The organism is Rathayibacter agropyri, assembly GCF_013249015.1.
Classification (GTDB): Bacteria; Actinomycetota; Actinomycetes; order Actinomycetales; family Microbacteriaceae; genus Rathayibacter; species Rathayibacter agropyri.
Map to the genome: position 1 here is coordinate 189,424 of NZ_JABRPL010000001.1, position 15,085 is coordinate 204,508.

Sequence of the window (15,085 nt, forward strand, 5' to 3'; positions counted from 1 at the left end):
CTTGGCTCGGGTGCGCTCCTCGCGCAAGGCCGCTCGGCGGCTCAACGTCGTCGTCGGCATCACCGGCGGCATCGCCGCATACAAGGCGGTCGGAGTCGTGCGCGCGCTGGTCCTCGCTGAGCACGACGTGCACGTCGTCGCCACGGAGGCGGCGCTGCGCTTCGTGGGCATGCCCACGCTCGAAGCGATCTCGCGGAACCCGGTGCACACGGAGCTCTACGAAGGGGTTGCCGAGGTGCGGCACGTCGCGATCGGTCAGGCCGCCGATCTCATCGTGATCGCTCCGGCCACGGCGCACACCCTCGCCAAGCTGGCAGCGGGGCTCGCCGACGACCTGCTCGGTAACACGGTGCTCGCCAGCACCGCGCCGATCGTCGTCGCTCCGGCAATGCACAGTGAGATGTGGGCGAACGCCGCGACCGTCGCCAACCTGGCGACCCTCCGCTCGCGCGGGGTGCACGTGATCGGCCCGGCGGTCGGCCGCCTCACCGGCGCCGACTCGGGGCCAGGACGCATGGAGGAGCCGGAGACGATCGTCGCCGAGGCCCTCGCCATCCAGGCCCGCGCGGCAGGTGCGCGCCGCGATCTCGAGGGCCTACGGGTCCTCGTGACCGCCGGTGGCACCCGCGAGCCGCTTGACCCGGTGCGCTTCGTCGGCAATCGCTCCAGCGGGCGTCAAGGTGTCGCGCTGGCATTGGCCGCCGCTGCACGCGGGGCGCGGGTCACCCTCCTCGCGGCCAACCTCGACATCGAGGCGCCGCAGGGCGTGTCGGTGCAGCAGGTGGGCACCGCGCTCGAGCTGCGGGAGGCGGCCCTCGCGGCGGCTCCCGACGCCGACATCGTCATCATGGCCGCGGCCGTCGCCGACTACCGGCCCGCCGCCATCGCCGACGCGAAGATCACCAAGGAGCAGCAGGGCGACCGGCTGACCCTCGAACTGGTGAAGAATCCAGACATCCTCGCCGAGATCGCCGCAGTCAAGCGGGAGGGACAGCTCGTCGTCGGCTTCGCCGCCGAGACCGAACCCGACCGTGAGGCGATGCTGGCGCTCGGCCGCGCCAAGATCGCGCGGAAGGGCTGCGACCTGCTCGTGGTGAACAGGGTCGGTTGGGCCGAGGGTTTCCAGAGCGACAGCAATACCGTCGTGGTGCTCGATCGGGCCGGCGATATAGTGAGCGAGGCTTCCGGCAGCAAGGCGTCGGTGGCTGATCGCGTCCTCGACGTGGTCGCGCGCTAGGCCTCTCCTGACTGCTCGCGGAGGCATCACGCGCCCGCCCGTCCCGCCGTCACCGGCACGAACGACCCCGGCCAGCACGACGCCGGGACGAGAAGAGAAGCATGATCTCCGGTCCCCTCCGCCTGTTCACCTCCGAGTCGGTCACCGAGGGCCACCCGGACAAGATCTGCGACCAGATCTCGGACCGCATCCTCGACGCTCTGTTGCGCGAGGACCCGCACAGCCGGGTCGCGGTCGAGACGCTGGTCACCACCGGCCTGGTGCATGTCGCCGGTGAGGTATCGACCACCGGCTACGTCGAGATTCCCACGATCGTCCGCGACACCATCGTCGAGATTGGCTACGACTCGTCCGACAAGGGCTTCGACGGCCGCTCGTGCGGCGTCTCGGTTTCGATCGGTCAGCAGTCGCCCGAGATCGCTGCGGGCGTCGACACGGCGCTCGAGGTTCGCTCGTCCAAGGCGGGTGAGGACGCCTTCGACCGCCAGGGCGCAGGCGACCAGGGCCTCATGTTTGGCTACGCGACCGATGAGACCCCCGAGTACATGCCGCTGCCCAGCTGGCTCTCGCACCGCCTGGCCGAGCGGCTTGCAGCCGTGCGCAAGTCGGGCGAGCTTGACTACCTCCGTCCCGACGGCAAGACCCAGGTCACCGTCGGCTACGACGGCACGACCCCCTCGACCATCGACACCGTCGTGCTCTCGACCCAGCACGCCGAGCACGTCAGTACCGAGACCATTCACGCGGAGATCGAGGCCCGCGTCATCCGCCCCGTCCTCGAGACCGTCGACCTCGACTCCTCCGCGGTGCGCCTGCTGATCAATCCGACGGGCCGCTTCGAGATCGGCGGCCCCCAGGGCGATGCTGGGCTCACCGGCCGCAAGATCATCGTCGACACGTACGGTGGCGCCTCCCGTCACGGCGGCGGAGCCTTCTCAGGCAAGGATCCGTCGAAGGTGGACCGCTCGGCGGCCTACGCGATGCGCTGGGTCGCGAAGAACGCGGTCGCCGCGGGTCTCGCCTCCCGGATGGAGGTTCAGGTCGCCTACGCGATCGGCAAGGCCGCGCCCGTCGGCCTCTACGTCGAGACCTTCGGCACCGGCACTGTCTCGGACGAGACGATCACCGCGGCGATCCGGTCGGTCTTTGATCTGCGCCCGGCCGCGATCATCCACGCGCTCGATCTGCTCCGCCCGATCTACGCGCAGACCGCGGCCTACGGCCACTTCGGTCGTGAGCTTCCCGACTTCACCTGGGAGCGTCTCGACCGCGTCGATGACCTGCGCTCCGCCGCGGGCCTCTCGTAACGGGCTCCGAAGCGGCGGCCATGGCGACAGCACCGGGCAACGCCGTCGCGCGTGTGCTCCTGGACTCGCCGCTCCCGCAACTCGACCGGCTCCTGGACTACGCGGTGCCCGAGCGGATGCGCGCCGAGGTGCGCCCCGGCGTCCGCGTGCGCGTGCCGCTGCGCACCGGGGGGCGGATCGCCGACGCTTTCGTCGTCGAGACGGGAGAGGGGTCGGAGCATGTCGGCGCGCTGAGCGAGATCGAGGAGTTGGTCTCACCGCTCGTCGTGCTGACACCGGAGGTCTGGGCGCTCGCGCGGCGGGTTGCCGACCGCGCGTCGGGCGGAGCGAGCGATGTGCTGCGCGTGGCCATCCCGCGGCGGCACGTGCGTGTCGAGAAGGCGCGCCTCGCGGCGGGTCCGGCGCCCGCGACTCCCGCGATCGAGGCGAGCGGAGTGACGGGGTACGCCGCCGACGCCTGTGCGGGCCTCGCGGACGGCGCGCGCCTCGCCGTTGGAGCCGTCCCCACACCGGTGCAGCTCGTCTCAGGAACCTGGGTGGGCGGCTGGGCCGTCACCCTGGCCGAGCTGGCGCGCGACACGCTCGCGGCCGGTCGCGATGTGATCCTCGCGGTCCCCGACTACCGCGACCAGGAGCAGCTCGAACTCGCCCTCGCCGCCCTCGTCCCCGAGGAGGCGGTGGTGCGGCTCGACGCGCGGCAGAAGGGCGCCGAGCGCTACGCCGCATTCCTGCGCTGCCTTGATCCCGGGCCCCGGATCGTCGTCGGCAACCGCTCTGTGCTCTACGCGCCCTCTGCCGCCCTCGGTCTGATCGCACTCTGGGACGACGGGGACCCGCTCTTCGCCGAGCCGCTCGCGCCGTACGCGCACGCCCGCGACGTGGCCCTGGTGCGCCAGGAGCAGAGCGGAGCGGGGCTGGTCCTGCTCGGCAACACGCGCACGGTCGAGGTCGAACGGCTGGTCGAGATCGGTTTCGTTTCCGAAGTCGAGCCGCGGCCCGCTCGGCGCCCGCACGTGGTGCCGACGGCGCAGCAGTGGGCAGCGGACGAGCACGACGCCGGCGCGCGCATCCCCTCGTCCGCCTGGCGCGAAGCACGGAAGGGGCTCGACTCCGGTCCCGTGCTGGTGCAGGTCGCGCGTCCCGGCTACGCGCCGGTCGTCGCGTGTGCCCGCTGCCGCACGGTCGCGCGATGCAACCGCTGTCAGGGTCCGCTCGCCGTGCACGCCGAGGGCGGACATCCGAGCTGCGGCTGGTGCGGGCTGATCGCGGCCGACTGGACCTGCTCGGTCTGCGAGGCCACGAGCCTGCGCCTGGTGTCGCTCGGTGCCGGTCGCACCGCGGAGGAGCTGGGCCGGGCGTTCCCGGGCGCGAAGGTGATCGTCGCCGACGGCCAGCGCCCCGTCCTGACTCTCCCGGACGAGCCCGCGCTCGTGGTCGCCACGCGCGGCGCCGAGCCGCGAGCCGACGGCGGCTACCACGCGATCCTCCTGCTCGACGGCGAGCGGATGCTGGCGCGCGAGAGCCTGCGGGTCGCCGATGATGCGCTGCGCACCTGGTCGAACGCCGCCGCCCTCGCCCGCCCAGGCGCTCCCGTGCTGCTGGTCGGAGTCGGCGGTCGGCTCGCCACCGCGCTGGCGACCTGGCGGCAGGCGGAGTACCTCCGTGCGGAGCTGCACGAGCGGCGGTCCCTGCGCTTCCCGCCCGCCGTGCGGCTCGCGACGGTGACGGGCGACGCGCACGCCGTGGAGGAGGCGCTCGAGGCGCTCGAGGAGAGCGACCGCCACGAGGTGCTCGGCCCGGTCGGGCTCGAGGACGGCTCGGTCCGGGCCATCGTGCGCTTCGACTACGCTCGCGGTGCGGAGGTGGCCGCCCGCCTCCGGTCTGCCGTCATCCGCAATGCGACGCGGCGCCGCCGACCGCCCACCACGCCTGGCCGCTTCCGGCCAGCCCCGAAGCTGCGGGTCCGCCTCGACGATCCCGACATCCTCTGACGCTCCTGGAGAACCCCGTGCGCCTCGTCTTCGCCGGCACCCCTGCCGCCGCCGTCCCGACCCTCCGAGCCCTCGCCGCCTCCGCGCACGAGGTCGTCGCCGTGGTTACGCGGGCCGACGCCCCGGCCGGCCGCAAGCGCGTGCTGACCCCGTCGCCCGTGGCCGTTGCCGCTCAGGAGCTGGGGCTCCCGATCCTCCGCGCGAACCGCCTCGACGAGGAGACGACCGATCGGATCGCGGAACTCGCGCCGGACCTCGGTGTGATCGTCGCCTACGGCGGCCTCGTCCGCGCTCGGCTGCTGGCGGTGCCGCGGCTCGGCTGGATCAACCTGCACTTCTCGCTCCTGCCGCGCTGGCGCGGGGCCGCGCCGGTGCAGCGCGCTCTGATGGCGGGCGAGACGCGGATCGGCGCGAGCGTGTTTCAGCTCGTCGCCGAACTCGACGCCGGCGACGTCTACGCCGAGCTGGCGGAGGAGGCAGGGGAGCGGACGGCGGGCGAGCTGCTCGAGGTGCTCGCCCGCGGGGGAGCCGACCTCACCCTCGGCGTGGTCGACGCTCTGGCGGAGGGCAGCGCGGTCGCGACTGCGCAGACCGGCGAGGTCACGCTCGCTCCGAAGCTGGACGACACCGACGGCCGGATCGACTGGAACCTGCCCACCGCGCAGGTCCTCGCCCTGGTCCGCGGCGTGACGCCCGAACCCGGCGCCTCGACCGCCGTCGGAGACGCGCGTCTCAAGGTGCTCGCTCTGCGCGCCGCCGAGGGCGGGCTCGAACCAGGGGCCGTCCGGCTCGACTCCCGGCGCGCTCTGGTCGGCACGGGTGACGGCGTAGTGGAGCTTGTGACCGTCCAGCCCGCAGGGAAGCTGCCGATGCCCGGGGTCGACTGGGCGCGGGGCCTGCGCGAGAGCACGGTGCTCTCGTGAGTGAACGCCGCGACGCCGCTCCTGCCCGGCAGGTCGCCTACGACGTGTTGCTCGCGGTGAGCGGATCGGACGCGTACGCGAACCTGGTGCTGCCCGCCCGCATCCGCGCGGCCGACCTCTCGCCGGCGGACGCCGGGCTCGCGACCGAACTCTGCTACGGCACGCTGCGCATGGCTGGCTACTACGACCGCGTGATCGCCCTCGCCGCGGGGCGCCCGGTCGACAGCATCGATGCTCCGGTGCTCGACGCGCTGCGCCTGGGCGTGCACCAACTCCTGGCAACCCGGGTCGCTCCGCACGCGGCCGTGAACGAGAGCGTCGCGCTGGTCGCGGCGGTCTCCTGGCGAGGGGCCGTCGCGTTCGCGAATGCAGTGCTGCGCACGGTCTCGCGCTCCAGCGCTGAGGAGTGGCGCGAGCGGGTCTCGGCTGCCGCGACCTCGGGTGACGAGCGGATCGCCGCGCTCAGCTCCCATCCTGTCTGGATCGTGCGCGCCCTGCGCCGAGCCCTCGCCGCGGAGGGAGCGGCCGATGAACTCGAGGCACTCCTCGCCTCGGACAACGCCGCGCCGCGGGTGAACCTCGTGGCGCTGCCTGGGCTCGCCTCGGCCGGCGAGGTCCCCCACGCCGAGCCCGACCGCTTCTCTCCCGTCGGCCTGACCGGATCGGGCGGCGATCCTGAGACGATCCCCGCCGTCCACGAGGGTCGGGTGCGCGTGCAGGACGAGGGCTCGCAGCTCGCCGCTCTCGCGCTGTCGCGGGCCCGCCCGGTGCAGCCAGGTGAGCGCTGGCTCGACCTGTGCGCCGGTCCGGGCGGCAAGGCGGCGCTGCTCGCGGCGGAGGCGCGCACTCAGGGCGCGACGCTGCTCGCCAACGAGGTCGTGCCGGGTCGCGCAGGACTGGTGCGACAGGCCCTGGCGGCCGTCGATCCCACCGTCGAGGTTCGAACCGGCGACGGGCGCACCCTCGGCACTGAGCAGCCGGGCGCCTTCGACCGCATCCTGCTCGATGCGCCCTGCACCGGCCTCGGGGCACTGCGGCGCCGTCCGGAGGCGCGGTGGCGCAAGTCCGCGTCCGACGTCGAACCGCTGGCGACGCTCCAGGGCGAGCTACTCGACTCCGCCGTGCGGGCGCTGGCGCCTGGCGGACTTCTCGCCTATGTCACGTGCTCGCCGCACCTGGGGGAGACGCGACGGGTGCTGGCGCTCGCCCAGGAGCGGCACGCGCTCGAGTTCGTCGACACCCCCGCGGTGCTGCGGGGCGTGACATCCGTCCCGCTCCCGCTCCCCGACGGCACGCCCCATGTGCAGCTCTGGCCGCACCGCCACGGCACCGACGCGATGTTCATCCAGCTCCTCCGCCTCCGCGCTGTCCCGCTCCGCTGAGGGGGAGAAGGGGGAGGGGGCGCCTAGGGTGGAGGCATGCGCGCGCGAATCAGTCCCAGTATTCTGGCCGCCGACTTCGTGAACTTCGAGGCCGAGTTGCAGCGCATTGCGGGGGCGGATCTGGTGCACGTCGACGTGATGGACAACCACTTCGTGCCGAACCTGACCTTCGGGCTGGCGATGGTGCAGCGCCTCCAGGACGTCTCGCCCCGCCCGCTCGACCTGCATCTGATGATCGAGGACCCGGATCGCTGGGCCCCCGACTATGCCGAGACCGGCGCCTACTCGGTCACCTTCCATGCCGAGGCCGCGCACGACGCCGTGGCCCTGGCCCGGCGCCTCCGCACGATCGGTGCACGCGCTGGCCTGGCGCTCAAGCCGGGGACGATGGTGGATCAGTATCTCGATCTGCTGCCCGAGTTCGATCAGGTCCTCGTGATGACGGTCGAGCCGGGCTTCGGCGGTCAGTCGTTCCTGGCGGAGACGATGCCCAAGCTGCGCACGCTCCGCCATGTCGTCAACCGCACTGGGCTCGACGTCTGGCTCCAGGTCGACGGAGGCATCGCCCCGGGCACGATCGAGATCGCGGCGGAGGCGGGGGCCGACACCTTTGTCGCCGGCTCCGCGGTCTTCGGCGCCGACGACCCGGAGGCGGCGATCGCGGCCCTGCGCGACACGGCAACCGCGCACCTGCACTGAGGCCTCCGATCGTCCGCACGTGCGATCTGCAGGGGATCGGCGCTGCCCGCCCCGATCCATAAGCCACACCACCTGTTCACGGATGAATCACCTGCACACCGCACACCTGCCTCCTGAGCGGTGCACGCTCAGGGGGCCGTATACACTTCCAGCGTGAAAACTTTCGACGACCTCTTCGCTGAGCTGGGCGAGAAGGCCGCCAGCCGTCCCGAAGGATCGGGCACCGTCCGCGAGCTCGACGCCGGCGTGCACGCCATCGGCAAGAAGATCGTCGAGGAGGCCGCCGAGGTGTGGATGGCCGCCGAGTACGAGGGCGACGAGCGCACCGCCGAGGAGATCTCGCAGCTGCTCTACCACCTTCAGGTGCTGATGCTCGCCAAGGGCCTGACGACGGCCGACGTCTACCGACATCTGTGAGCCTCGCCCCGCTCGCCGGGGTGCGTCGCCGATCCGCGCCGTCGCGCCCGCACGCTCCCCGCGGAGCCGTGCCGCCCCTCGAACCGCCGTTGAGTCCTGAAGGACATCCTGTGACCACGATCCCCGCCAGTGCGCTTCTGCGCGTCGCCGTCCCCAATAAGGGCTCCCTGTCGGAGACCGCCGGCCAGATGCTTGCGGAGGCGGGCTACTCCGGCCGCCGCGACCCGAAGGAGCTGCACGTCGTCGATGAGCGCAACGGCGTCGAGTTCTTCTATCTGCGTCCGCGCGACATCGCGACCTATGTCGGCTCCGGCGCCCTCGATGTCGGAGTGACGGGCCGCGACCTGCTCATCGACTCCGGCTCCGAGGCGCGCGAGATCGCCAGCCTCGGCTTCGCGAACTCGACGTTCCGCTTCGCCGGACCGGTCGGCCGGTACACGGAGCTCACGCACATAGACGGTCTCCGGGTCGCCACCAGCTACCCCGGTCTGGTTGGCAGTTTCCTCCGCGAGCACGGCGTCGAGGTGACGCTGATCCGTCTCGACGGCGCGGTCGAGTCTGCGATCCAGCTCGGCGTCGCGGACGTGATCGCCGACGTCGTCGAGACGGGCACCACGCTCCGCAAGGCGGGGCTGGAGATCTTCGGCCCGGTCATCCTCGACTCCACCGCCGTGCTTGTCTCAGCCGCAGGTGAGCCCGAGGGCATCCCGGTGCTGCTGCGTCGCCTCCAGGGCGTGCTCGTCGCGCGCCAGTACGTGCTGCTCGACTATGACTGTCCGGTCGCCCTGCTCGAACGCGCCACCGCGCTCGCTCCCGGCTTCGAGTCGCCGACCGTCTCGCCGCTGCACGATCCGGAGTGGGTCGCCGTGCGCGTCATGGTTCCGCGCGCCGACATGAACCAGGTGATGGACCGCCTCTACGACCTCGGCGCCCGCGCGATCCTGGTCACTTCGATCCACGCCGCACGTCTGTAAGAGAGGAGGAGCGATGAGTCTCGCCGTCCGCGTCATTCCCTGCCTCGACGTCGCCGCCGGCCGCGTCGTCAAGGGCATCAACTTCCAGAACCTGCGCGATGCCGGCGACCCCGTCGAGCTCGCCCGCCTGTACTTCGAGCAGGGTGCCGACGAACTGACCTTCCTCGACGTCACGGCCACCGTCGATGACCGCTCCACCACCTATGAGGTGGTGCGGGCGACCGCCGAGCAGGTCTTCATCCCGCTCACGGTCGGCGGAGGCGTCCGCAGCACCGAGGACGTCTCCCGCCTGCTCGCGCACGGCGCCGACAAGGTGGGCGTCAACTCCGCCGCGATCGCCCGCCCCGAGCTCCTTGGCGAGATCGCCGACGTCTTCGGCGCGCAGGTGCTCGTGCTCTCTCTCGATGTCAAGCGAAGCGACGCCACGGCTTCCGGTTTCGTCGTTACCACCCACGGCGGTCGTCGCGAAACCACCCTCGATGCCCTGGCGTGGGCGGCCGAGGCGGTCGAGCGCGGCGCGGGGGAGCTACTGGTCAACTCCATCGACGCAGACGGCACCAAGCAGGGCTTTGACCTGAAGCTGATCGCCGCGATGCGCGAGGTGAGCAGCGTTCCGGTGATCGCCTCCGGAGGCGCCGGCGCCGCCCGGCACTTCGCCCCAGCGGTCGAGGCGGGCGCCGACGCCGTGCTCGCCGCGTCCGTCTTCCACAACCGCGAGCTGAGCATCGGCGACGTCAAGCACGCGCTCGGCGCCTCCGGAATCGAGATCCGATGACCCCCGAGGACCTTAACGCCGTCCTCGACCGGGCGGCCTTCGACGCGAGCGGCCTGTTGCCCGCGATCATCCAGCAGCACGACACCCGAGAGGTGCTGATGGTGGGGTGGATGGACCGCGAGGCCCTCCGACGCACTCTCACCGAGGGCCGGGTCACCTTCTGGTCCCGCTCCCGGCAGGAGTACTGGCGGAAGGGTGACACCTCCGGCCACGCGCAGTTCGTGCGCGGAGCCGCGCTCGACTGCGACGCCGACACCGTGCTCGTGCAGGTGGAGCAGGTCGGAGCCGCCTGCCACACGGGTGAGCACTCCTGCTTCGACGTCGATCCGCTGACTCCGTTCACGGCTCTCGGCATCGACGGATGAGCGGGCGTCGGCTGAAGTACTCGGCGATCCTCGGGATCGTCCTCCTGGCCGCGCTCGAACTCACCGCGTCGACCCAGCCGTGGTTCGCGCTTGTCCTCGCGGCGGCGGCGGAGGGCGACGGCCAGCGGATCGACGTGGTCGGGACGGTCGCCGCTCCCGCGCTGTCGGCTCTCGCTCTTGCTGGCTTGGCTCTCGCGGCCGCGCTGGCCATCGCCGGGCCCGCCTTTCGCATCGTGCTCGGGCTGTTGCAGGCGGTCCTCGGTGGCTCTGTGGTCCTTGCCGCAGCGACGGCGCTGGCCGATCCGGTGCGGGCGGGAGCCTCGCTCGTCACCGACGCGACGGCGATCGCGGGCGAGCAGTCCGTCGCGGCGCTGGTCGCCTCCTCGAGTTCGACCGCCTGGCCGGTCGTCGCGCTGGTCTGCGGCGCGATCACGGCCCTGCTCGGCGTCGGGGTGCTGGTCACGGTGCGCCGCTGGCCGGGCGCCGCGAGGAAGGGTGCGTCCCGCTTCGAGCCCGCTGACGGCTACGGCCACGGCGCCTCGACGGTGACGACCGAGGACGGTGACATCGACCCCGTCGTCTCCTGGGACGAACTCTCCCGCGGCGACGATCCGACCTCCGCGCGCTGAGGCCGAGTCGGCGTTCGCAACCGAGGTCGAGAGCGCCGAGGCGTCCCGGTAGGCCCCGTCCCGCCCTGTGACAACGGGTGCGAATGTGACCCCTCACGCAGCGCCACGGGACCGGGCTCCCAGGGAGCCGCAGGCTAGACTGCTCTGGTTCCGATGCACCCCAGGAGGAGACCCATGAGCAGCGAGCACGACGACGACAACCACGGCCACTCTCCCGCAGCGTGGACGGCTGTCGTCATTATGCTGGTCGGCTTCACGATCGGCACGATCGCGTTCTGGTTCGACGTGCCCGTGGTCGTGTGGCTGTCCGCCGGCCTTGTCGTGGTGGGCTTGCTCGTCGGAATGGGTCTCGCCAAGGCGGGCTACGGCGTCGATGGCGCGAAGGCCAACCCGAAGGCGCGGGTCTGACATGCTCGCCGATCTGACTGCTGGTGCCCTCGCCGACGCGGCTCGACGCCGCGAAAGTGCCCCGTTCGAGGTCGTGGAGGCCCGTGCCCTCGCCCAGAAGCCCGCGCTCGACGCGTTGGCTGCCCTGGCCCCCGCCGACCGCGTGAAGATCATCGCCGAGGTCAAGCGCGCGAGCCCGTCGCGCGGAGCCCTCGCCGACATCCCCCACCCCGCTGAGCTGGCCGCCCAGTATGAGCGCGGGGGAGCGAGCGCGATCAGCGTCCTCACCGAGGAGCGCCGCTTCAAGGGGTCGCTCGCCGACCTTGAGGCGGTCAGGGAGCGTGTCTCGATTCCGGTCCTGCGGAAAGACTTCATCGCCGAGCCCTATCAGGTGCTCGAAGCGCGCGCCGCCGGGGCCGATCTCGTCCTGCTCATCGTCGCCGCGCTCGAGCAGCCCCTCCTCACCGAGTTGCACTCGCTCGTGCTCGAACTGGGGATGACTCCGCTTGTGGAAACCCACTCGGCCGAGGAACTCGAGCGGGCTATCGACCTCGGCGCGCGACTCATCGGAGTCAACGCGCGTAATCTTCAGACTTTCGAACTCGATCGCGACCTCTTCGGCCGTCTCTCCGACCGCATCCCGGCCGATGCGGTGAAGGTGGCCGAGTCGGCGGTCAAGACGGCCGACGACGTCGCGCACTACCGCCGCTCGGGCGCCGACGTCGTCCTCGTCGGCGAGGCCCTCGTGACCGGTGGCGATCCCGTCTCCACTCTCGCCAGTTTCCTGGCCTCCTGATCCCCGTAAGGCGGTACCCCATGGCACTCCGGGATGAACTCGGTCCCTACTTCGGCGAGTTCGGCGGGCGCTACGTCCCCGAGTCCCTCGTCGAGGCGCTGGATGAGTTGAGCGCCGAGTACGAACGAACGAAGGTCGACCCCGAGTTCGCGGCCGAGCTGATGGAGCTGCACCGCAGTTACACCGGCCGACCCTCGATCATCACCGAGGTGCCCCGGTTCGCCGAGCACGCCGGCGGCGCGCGGATCATCCTCAAGCGCGAGGACCTCAACCACACCGGCTCGCACAAGATCAACAACGTGCTCGGCCAGGCGCTGCTGACGAAGCGCATCGGCAAGACGCGTGTCATCGCCGAGACGGGAGCGGGTCAGCATGGCGTGGCGACCGCGACGGCCGCCGCCCTCTTCGGCCTCGACTGCGTCGTCTACATGGGCGAGGTTGACACCGAGCGTCAGGCGCTCAATGTCGCTCGGATGCGTCTGCTGGGCGCCGAGGTCATCCCCGTCACCACCGGTTCGCGCACTCTCAAGGACGCGATCAACGACGCGATGCGCGACTGGGTCACGAACGTCGGCACCACCAACTACATCTTCGGCACGGTCGCGGGCCCGCACCCGTTCCCGGCGCTCGTGCGCGACTTCCAGAAGATCATCGGCGAGGAGGCGCGCGAGCAGGTGCTCGAACTGACCGGCGCGCTGCCCACCGCCGTCACCGCCTGCGTCGGTGGCGGCTCGAATGCGATGGGCATCTTCCATGCGTTCCTCGACGACGCCAAGGTGCGCCTCGTCGGCTTCGAGGCCGGAGGCGACGGGATCGACACTCCGCGCCATGCGGCGACCATCAGCAAGGGTCGCCCCGGTGTCCTGCACGGCGCGCGCAGCCTCCTCCTTCAGGACGAGGACGGCCAGACCATCGAGTCCCATTCGATCTCGGCCGGCCTCGATTACCCGGGCATCGGCCCCGAGCACGCCTGGCTCGCCAGCATCGGGCGCGCCGACTACCGCGCCGTCACTGACTCCGCCGCGATGGACGCGCTTATGCTGCTCAGCCGCACGGAGGGCATCATCCCGGCCATCGAGTCCGCGCACGCCCTCGCCGGCACCCTCGAACTCGGCCGCGAGCTGGGAGCCCAGGCGACGATCCTCGTCAACCTCTCCGGTCGCGGCGATAAAGACATGACCACGGCCGCGCACTACTTCGGCCTGATGGATCAGGGGGCGGTGCAGTCGTGAGTGGCCGTGGGCCGAGCGTCGCTGAGACCGTTCGGCGCCGGAACGAGGAGGCGGCGGGCGCCCTGATCGGGTACCTGCCCGTCGGCTTCCCCGACCTGCCCACCAGCATCGATGCCGCGGTCGCCATGGCAGAGAACGGCGTCGATGCGATCGAGTTGGGCCTGCCCTACTCCGACCCGGTGATGGACGGGCCGGTGATCCAGGAGGCGACCCAGGCCGCCCTCGCTGGCGGCTTCCGCCTGCGCCACGGCTTCGAGGCGGTCCGCGAGATTCGGGCGCGCGTCGACGCGCCGGTCCTGGTGATGACCTACTACAACCCCGTGCTGCAGTACGGGGTCGAACGCTTCGCGACTGACCTGGCCGAGGCGGGCGGCTCCGGCCTCATCACCCCCGACCTCATCCCGGACGAGGGCGCGGAGTGGCTCGCCGTCTCGGAGCGGCTGGGACTTGACCGCGTGTTCCTCGCGGCACCCTCCTCGACCGACGAGCGTCTGCGCCAGGCGGTCGAGCAGAGCCGCGGATTCGTCTACGCGGTCTCCACGATGGGCATCACGGGCGCGCGCACCGACGTCGACTCGGCCGCGCGCACACTCGTCGACCGGCTCCGCGCAGCCGGCTCCGAGAGCGCCTGCGTCGGCCTCGGCATCTCGACGGGCGACCAGGTCGCCGAGATCCTCGCTTACGCTGACGGCGCGATCGTCGGTTCCGCTCTGGTGCGCGCTCTCGCCTCCGGAGGCGTCGACGCCGTCGCTGAGACGTCGCGCGGCCTCGCCGAGGGCACCCGCTCCGAGCGCTGATCGCCTCCCGCTACAATCGGGATGCCCGCCGGGGCACGGTCCAGCCGTGCCCGGGGACCCCCTCTTTCGAAAGGTCGAGTACCGGTGTCCGTACCGCTGAGCATCCCGAGCCCTCCCGACGCGTGGAGTCAGTACGACCTCACGATCGGCAACTGGACGCTCGCGATCCACACCTACGCACTGTGCATCCTCGCGGGGATCATCGTGGCGACGATCATGACCAACCAGCGCCTGAAGCGCCGCGGCGCTGAGCCGTGGGTCGTGCTCGACATCATCATCTGGGCGGTGCCGCTCGGCATCGTCGGCGCCCGCGCGTACCACGTGCTGACGCATCCCGGCGACTACTTCTCCGCGGGGGCCGACCCGTGGGAGGTCATCCGCATCTGGAACGGCGGCAACGCCATCTTCGGCGGTCTGATCGGCGGCGCTGTCGGCGCGTTCATCGGCTGCCGCTGGACCGGCGTCCGCTTCTGGACCTTCGCCGATGCCCTCGCGCCCGGCATGCTCGCCGCGCAGGCGCTCGGCCGCCTCGGCAACTGGTTCAACCACGAGCTGTTCGGTCTGCCGACGACGCTGCCCTGGGGCCTCGAGATCGAGCCGACGAACCCCGCCTTCCCCGTCGGCCTGCCGGTGGGCACGCTGTTCCACCCGACGTTCCTCTACGAAATTCTCTGGAACGTCGTCGGCATCGCCGTCATCCTGCTGCTGGAGCGCCGACTCAAGCTGCAGTGGGGCACCGTCTTCGCCGCCTACCTCATCTGGTACGGCATCGGCCGCGTCTGGTTCGAGTCGATCCGGATCGACCCGAGCGAGTTCTTCCTGGGCATCCGCACCAACGTCTGGGCTGCTCTGCTGGCGGTGGTGATTGGCCTCGTGATCGTCGTGATTCAGAAGCGCGAGCACCCCGGTGCAGAACCGTCGGCGTACCGGCCGGGTCGCGAGTGGACGCCCGCTCCCGCTGAGATAGAATTCGAGGACGTCGAGTCCGACTCTGACGACGCCACTACCCCTTCTTCCGGCACCGACGCCGAGAAGTCGACGGTCTCCCGCACCTGACGGAGGTCGCGGAGCCTCCGCGACCTCCACCCGGGTGCCCGATACCCGCACGACCGCTCACCTGCGGCGCAGCCACGAGCGCTGCCGCGGGCGGGCTGTCGCGCAGGCACCGCCGATG

16 protein-coding genes are annotated in these 15,085 nt (G+C 71.4%); all 16 read left to right on the forward strand.

The features are described from left to right. Nucleotides 1-10: 10 nt before the first annotated feature. The 16 genes from coaBC to lgt all read left to right on the forward strand — a co-directional run bounded on the left by coaBC (nt 11) and on the right by lgt (nt 14,967). Nucleotides 11-1,237, forward strand: coding sequence for a bifunctional phosphopantothenoylcysteine decarboxylase/phosphopantothenate--cysteine ligase CoaBC (gene coaBC, locus HRF29_RS00945; RefSeq protein WP_173243314.1), 1,227 nt, complete (start codon nt 11-13; stop codon nt 1,235-1,237). A gap of 101 nt (nt 1,238-1,338) precedes the next feature. Then, nucleotides 1,339-2,544: a methionine adenosyltransferase gene (metK, locus tag HRF29_RS00950; protein WP_173243317.1), complete on the forward strand. Its 1,206-nt coding sequence runs from the start codon at nt 1,339-1,341 to the stop codon at nt 2,542-2,544. Between the two features lie 20 nt (nt 2,545-2,564). Then, nucleotides 2,565-4,535: a primosomal protein N' family DNA-binding protein gene (locus HRF29_RS00955; RefSeq protein ID WP_173243320.1), complete on the forward strand. Its 1,971-nt coding sequence runs from the start codon at nt 2,565-2,567 to the stop codon at nt 4,533-4,535. A gap of 17 nt (nt 4,536-4,552) precedes the next feature. Then, entirely contained in the window at nt 4,553-5,458 is a 906-nt protein-coding gene (gene fmt / locus HRF29_RS00960; RefSeq protein ID WP_173243324.1) for a methionyl-tRNA formyltransferase, read from the forward strand. After that, complete coding sequence (locus HRF29_RS00965) at nt 5,455-6,840, forward strand: RsmB/NOP family class I SAM-dependent RNA methyltransferase (protein ID WP_343043597.1); 1,386 nt, start codon at nt 5,455-5,457, stop codon at nt 6,838-6,840. Before fmt ends, HRF29_RS00965 begins: the two co-directional genes overlap by 4 nt. Before the next feature lie 36 nt (nt 6,841-6,876). Further along, a complete protein-coding gene (rpe, locus tag HRF29_RS00970; protein WP_173243327.1) occupies nt 6,877-7,539 on the forward strand; it encodes a ribulose-phosphate 3-epimerase in 663 nt (220 codons plus the stop codon). A gap of 153 nt (nt 7,540-7,692) precedes the next feature. Further along, entirely contained in the window at nt 7,693-7,956 is a 264-nt protein-coding gene (locus HRF29_RS00975; RefSeq protein WP_173243330.1) for a phosphoribosyl-ATP diphosphatase, read from the forward strand. A 119-nt stretch (nt 7,957-8,075) separates the two neighbouring features. Next, nucleotides 8,076-8,930, forward strand: coding sequence for an ATP phosphoribosyltransferase (gene hisG / locus HRF29_RS00980; protein ID WP_173245791.1), 855 nt, complete (start codon nt 8,076-8,078; stop codon nt 8,928-8,930). Nucleotides 8,931-8,943: 13 nt separating this feature from the next. Continuing rightward, entirely contained in the window at nt 8,944-9,705 is a 762-nt protein-coding gene (hisF, locus tag HRF29_RS00985) for an imidazole glycerol phosphate synthase subunit HisF (RefSeq protein WP_173243333.1), read from the forward strand. After that, nucleotides 9,702-10,070 carry a phosphoribosyl-AMP cyclohydrolase gene (gene hisI / locus HRF29_RS00990; RefSeq protein ID WP_173243336.1) on the forward strand — a complete coding sequence of 123 codons (369 nt, stop codon included), beginning with the start codon at nt 9,702-9,704 and terminating at the stop codon, nt 10,068-10,070. The genes hisF and hisI overlap by 4 nt, the downstream gene beginning before the upstream one ends. Further along, nucleotides 10,067-10,699: a Trp biosynthesis-associated membrane protein gene (locus HRF29_RS00995; protein ID WP_173243339.1), complete on the forward strand. Its 633-nt coding sequence runs from the start codon at nt 10,067-10,069 to the stop codon at nt 10,697-10,699. The genes hisI and HRF29_RS00995 overlap by 4 nt, the downstream gene beginning before the upstream one ends. Before the next feature lie 174 nt (nt 10,700-10,873). Beyond that, nucleotides 10,874-11,107, forward strand: a complete 234-nt coding sequence (locus tag HRF29_RS01000) for a DUF6704 family protein (protein ID WP_173243342.1) — start codon at nt 10,874-10,876, stop codon at nt 11,105-11,107. A gap of 1 nt (nt 11,108) precedes the next feature. Then, nucleotides 11,109-11,882: an indole-3-glycerol phosphate synthase TrpC gene (gene trpC / locus HRF29_RS01005; protein ID WP_173243345.1), complete on the forward strand. Its 774-nt coding sequence runs from the start codon at nt 11,109-11,111 to the stop codon at nt 11,880-11,882. 20 nt (nt 11,883-11,902) lie between these two features. Continuing rightward, nucleotides 11,903-13,114, forward strand: a complete 1,212-nt coding sequence (gene trpB / locus HRF29_RS01010) for a tryptophan synthase subunit beta (protein WP_173243348.1) — start codon at nt 11,903-11,905, stop codon at nt 13,112-13,114. Further along, the gene (trpA, locus tag HRF29_RS01015) at nt 13,111-13,911 is read left to right on the forward strand and encodes a tryptophan synthase subunit alpha (protein WP_173243351.1); all 801 of its coding nucleotides are present in this window, start codon (nt 13,111-13,113) and stop codon (nt 13,909-13,911) included. The genes trpB and trpA overlap by 4 nt, the downstream gene beginning before the upstream one ends. Nucleotides 13,912-13,995: 84 nt before the next feature. Continuing rightward, nucleotides 13,996-14,967 (forward strand): prolipoprotein diacylglyceryl transferase, encoded by a 972-nt coding sequence (gene lgt, locus HRF29_RS01020; protein WP_343043598.1) that lies wholly within the window; start codon nt 13,996-13,998, stop codon nt 14,965-14,967. Nucleotides 14,968-15,085 lie beyond the last annotated feature (118 nt).